We start from the raw sequence: 3,823 nt of genomic DNA on the forward strand, positions 1-3,823 counted from the left end.
ACCGAGATCCTTTTGTCTGTGAATGGAGTTCAGAGGTGTGCTAGTGCGATCTGGCTGACCAAGGCCGCGGCTCTGGAACTGGCCTCGGACGGAATCCGTGTCTGCTCGGTCCACCCGGGCGCGGTGCGCACCGCGATGACGGCCGACTTCGACGACTCCTTCACCGCCGGACAGCCGCTTCCGCGATTCGGTGAGCCCGGGGAGGTCGCCCGTATGGTGCTGTTCATCACCGCCGACGCCACCTTCTCGACCGGCGTGGAGTTCGTCCTGGACGGCGGCGTCACGGCCGGCCCGCCGAGCCCGCTGACATCCGCTCACTGACCCGGCCGTCTCCGTACGCATCTGGCTTTGACCGGCGGTCGCCCGCTTCATTGGCGATGTCACCAACGGTGTGCCGTTCTGCCGCCGGTCGGGCGGGACGTGGTCGCGGCCCGCGGGGAGCAGCCGTCACGCGCGCCGTGGCTCGGTGGGTCCATGGGGCCGGGGGCAATCGGTCTGCGGTCTGCGCCGAAGGAGCGATGCCCTCGGATGTCGTCGACGGCGGCGGTCAGGCCACGATGATGCTCTCGTCGAGATACACGTCCTGGACGGCGTGGAGGAGTTCGACGCCCTCGCTGGTGGGCCGCTGGAAGGCTTTGCGGCCGGTGATGAGGCCGGTGCCTCCGGCTCGCTTGTTGATCACCGCCGTCCGTACGGCCTGCGCGAGGTCTCCTTTGCCGGCCGATGCGCCGCCGCTGTTGATCAGTCCGACCCGGCCCATGTAGCAGTTGGCCACCTGCCAGCGGGTGAGGTCGATCGGGTGGTCGGTGGTGAGCGTGCTGTACAGGAGCTTGTCGGTTCTGCCGAAGTCCAGTGCGGTGTAACCGCCGTTGTTCTCCGGCTGTTTCTGTTTGACGATGTCGGCCTCGATGGTCACGCCGAGGTGGTTGGCCTGTCCGGTGAGGTCGGCCGACACCGAGTAGTCCACGCCGTCCTTCTTGAACGCCGCATTGCGCAGGTAACACCACACCACGCTGAACATGCCCAGTTCGTGAGCCCGCGCGAAGACCTCGCTGACTTCCTGCAGCTGGCGGTCCGACTGCTCCGAGCCGAAGTAGACCGTGGCGCCCACGCCGGCCGCGCCGAGTTCGAAGCACTGCTCGACGCTGCCGAACATGATCTGGTCGTAGTGGTTCGGGTAGGTCAACAGTTCGTTGTGGTTGAGCTTGACGATGAAGGGGATCTTGTGTGCGTAGCGCCGCGAGACGGCCCCGAGCACACCGAGGGTGCTGGCGACCGCGTTGCAGCCGCCCTCGATGGCGAGCTCGACGATGTTCCCAGGGTCGAGATAGCGGGGGTTCGCGGCGAACGCCGACGCCGCGGAGTGCTCTATGCCCTGGTCCACCGGCAGGATCGATACGTATCCCGTGCCGGCCAGACGGCCGTGGTCGAAAACGGACTGCAGGTTGCGCAGCACCCGGGGCGAACGGTCGGTCGCCGACACGGCGCGGTCGACGAAGTCAGGACCCGGCAGTACCAGGTCGTCGTTGGGAATCCCTTGGGCGGTATAGGTCAGCAGGTCCCTGGCCTCGTCGCCCAGCAAGCCTTGGATGTCGGTCATCGGCTCGCCTCTCCGGTCGTTCGGAATGCCGAGGGGCGCGGCCCGGGTTCCCTCAACTGCCAGGCCCATGTGAGCCCGTGCGCAGTCGTTACGGTGTCCTGATCCGGAGGACCTGGCTGCGAACCGGTCCGCCAGGACCTTCGCGCGACCCACCAACTCGTGTGGCGACGCCGACGGAGGCTTCGGCCGTGGGACGGTCGGTGCCCCGCACCCTGAGCGGTTCTGTTCATGAGACCGGGTTCGCGAACTGGGCCACGATGATCTTCCCTGCTACCCATAGGCGCTGAGCTGGCCGGAGGATGTCAGGCTCGCTCCCTGCTGTGCATCCCGCGCCGCTTCTTCGGCGGCGGCATGGTCCACGAGCCAGGACACATGTGCGTGGAGCGGCATGCTTCGGCCGTGGACGGCCGGGAGAGGAATCCGTCTGTCCGCAGCGGTGTGGAAGCGAAGTCGAACTTGGTAAGCCCCGTCTCCCTACGCCCCGGAGGCCATGGGCGTCCGCCGGCGCAGGTGCGCGACGACGGCCTACGGGACGCGTCCGAGCAGTACCGCGACGCCCCGGTGAGCCGGTGGGTGATCGAGGGACCGGCGCGCCAGGCCCTGTCGGAGGCGGCCTCCGAAGCGGACCTGCTGGTCGTCGGCGCCCGCAGAGGCCAGGGGCATCGAGGCCTGCAACTGGGACTGAGCAACCATGCGGTACGGCATCACGCGCCCTGCCCGATCGCGGTCGTCCCCCGGATATGGCCGGACCGGTGAGACCGGCCACGTCGACGGTCGGCCCCTGTGGGGCCGGAAGTCGTCCCCGCAGGGACTTTCGGCCCTGTGACGGGAGGCCGGTGCCGCCCCATGGTGGGACAAGGGGTGGAGGAATGGACCAGCGACTTGCTGGAGGCCGAGTCATGAGCGCACAGAATTCGCCGCACGCGTCCGGTCCGCCTCCGCCACGCCAGGCGCAGGCGTCGGAGGGGGCGAACCCGCTCCGACGCACGTCCGACACGTTCGAGTCCTGGTTCCGCCGCTTCCTGATGCTGGTCCTCGTCATCGGCCTGCCGGTGGCCGCACTCAGCGCCGGGCTGACGGCGTACGAGTCGTCGATGCGCACCGTGCAAGCCCAGTCGGCGGAACGGCACGAGGTCGAGGCCCGGCTCATGTCGACCGCCGAGGGCGCCACAAGAGAGGGCAAGCAACAGGCGAAGGTCCGCTGGACCGACGACAACGGCACGGTGCGGACGGGGACGACCCTCGTCGAGCCGAGAACCGGCCAGGGCGCCACCGTGAAGGTGTGGGTGGACCGGGAGGGCGGCCTCACCAGTCCGCCGATGACCGAGCTCAACGCGACGACCACCGGCTGGTTCGTGGGTGGTATGGCCGCGATCGGGGTGGGCGCCGGGTTCTACGCGGCGCGGGCAGGCATGTGCCGGGTGCTGGACCGGAGAAGGTATGCACAGTGGGACGCCGAGTGGGACCTGGTCGAGCCCCTGTGGTCCGCGCGCTTCCGCCGGTGACCGGCGGGAAACCCGGACGGGAAGCGAGGAGGCGACTCCGGTGTCCGACGCGACGACCACCGATCTGTACGAAGTCACGATGGCCATGTCCTATCTCCGGGAGGGAATGACCGGCCCCGCGACGTTCAGCCTCTTTGTCCGCGACCTGCCTCCCGAGCGCGGCTTCCTGGTCGCCGCGGGGCTGGAGCCGGTCCTGGACTACCTGGCAGGTCTCCATGTCGGCCCAGAGGACGTCGATGCCTTCGCGTCCGCGGTGCGTCGACCGCGGCGGGATCTCCAGCCCCTGCTCGGCCTGGAGTTCACCGGCGACGTGCGGGCGGTTCCGGAGGGTCGGATCGTGCTGGCGGGGGAGCCTCTGCTGGAGGTGACCGCGCCTCTGCCGCAGGCGCAGCTGGCCGAAACGTACGTGCTCAACCAGCTCAGCCACCAGAGCGCCATCGCCTCGAAGGCTGCGCGGTGCGTCCTCGCGGCGGCAGGGCACCCGCTCGTGGACTTCTCCCTGCGGCGGACCCACGGCCCGCAGGCCGGATTTCAGGCCGCCCGCCTCGGTGCGATGGTCGGCTTCGCCGGAACCAGCAACGTGGCCGCGGCCACCGCCCTGAGTATCCCCGCCGTCGGCACGATGGCTCACTCCTTCGTGGAGGCGTTCACCACGGAGGAAGACGCCTCCAGGGCTGTCTTGGCCGGACCGGGTCGGACGGGCGCGGTGCCCGGGTCA

The 3,823-nt window shown here is 69.2% G+C and carries 3 protein-coding genes and 2 pseudogenes; 4 read left to right on the forward strand and 1 reads right to left on the reverse strand.

Going from position 1 to position 3,823, the window contains the following annotated elements; all coding sequences use genetic code 11:
• On the forward strand, positions 1 to 321 hold a 321-nt coding region (locus ABZ281_RS41615; RefSeq protein WP_356663135.1), incomplete at its 5' end, for an SDR family oxidoreductase.
• 226 nt (positions 322 to 547) lie between these two features.
• Here the strand turns inward: ABZ281_RS41615 and ABZ281_RS41620 are convergent.
• Complete coding sequence (locus ABZ281_RS41620; RefSeq protein ID WP_356663136.1) at positions 548 to 1,600, reverse strand: class I fructose-bisphosphate aldolase; 1,053 nt, start codon at positions 1,598 to 1,600, stop codon at positions 548 to 550.
• 495 nt (positions 1,601 to 2,095) lie between these two features.
• Between ABZ281_RS41620 and ABZ281_RS41625 the strand changes: the two are divergent.
• The 3 genes and pseudogenes from ABZ281_RS41625 to ABZ281_RS41635 form a co-directional block, all read left to right on the forward strand.
• Positions 2,096 to 2,356: pseudogene (locus ABZ281_RS41625) on the forward strand (universal stress protein); the annotation flags it as partial.
• A 143-nt stretch (positions 2,357 to 2,499) separates the two neighbouring features.
• Complete coding sequence (locus ABZ281_RS41630; RefSeq protein ID WP_356663137.1) at positions 2,500 to 3,105, forward strand: hypothetical protein; 606 nt, start codon at positions 2,500 to 2,502, stop codon at positions 3,103 to 3,105.
• Positions 3,106 to 3,145: 40 nt separating this feature from the next.
• A pseudogene (locus ABZ281_RS41635) lies at positions 3,146 to 3,823 on the forward strand (nicotinate phosphoribosyltransferase); the annotation flags it as partial.

The organism is Streptomyces sp. NPDC006265 (genome assembly GCF_040613555.1).
Taxonomy (GTDB): Bacteria; Actinomycetota; Actinomycetes; order Streptomycetales; family Streptomycetaceae; genus Streptomyces.

Excerpts from the sequence above, each read along its gene's own strand:
- ABZ281_RS41620 (WP_356663136.1), bottom strand. The coding sequence starts at position 1,600 with ATGACCGACATCCAAGGCTTGCTGGGCGACGAGGCCAGGGACCTGCTG.
- ABZ281_RS41630 (WP_356663137.1), top strand. The coding sequence starts at position 2,500 with ATGAGCGCACAGAATTCGCCGCACGCGTCCGGTCCGCCTCCGCCACGC.